This is a genomic window from Stenotrophomonas sp. SrG (assembly GCF_050031795.1).
In the GTDB taxonomy this organism is placed as follows: Bacteria; Pseudomonadota; Gammaproteobacteria; order Xanthomonadales; family Xanthomonadaceae; genus Stenotrophomonas; species Stenotrophomonas rhizophila_A.
This window is the reverse complement of sequence record NZ_JBNBBE010001337.1, coordinates 1-236: the sequence shown is the minus strand read 5'-3', so window position 1 is coordinate 236 and position 236 is coordinate 1. Positions and strand designations below refer to the sequence as shown.

Genomic DNA, 236 nt, shown 5'->3' with positions numbered 1-236 from the left:
CCCACCACCCCCACCGCGCCGCCCCCCCCCGCCACCCCACCACCATCCCGCGCCTGACCGCGCACGGCATCTCCCCCCCCACCATGTACGCGCCCTGGTACACGATGACCCAGCGGGCGCTGTCCGGCTTCCCGCGCGGCCAGGCGACGCCCCACCAGTTGCCGATCGACGACCTCCAGAAGGGATTTGACCTGATCGAACCCGGCAAGGCCGGCACGGTGGTCCAGAGCTGGAAC

1 pseudogene is annotated in these 236 nt (G+C 72.5%); it reads left to right on the top strand.

Annotation, left to right across the window (positions count from 1 at the left end):
* Positions 1-236, top strand: a pseudogene (locus ACQG3P_RS23775) (hypothetical protein); the annotation flags it as partial.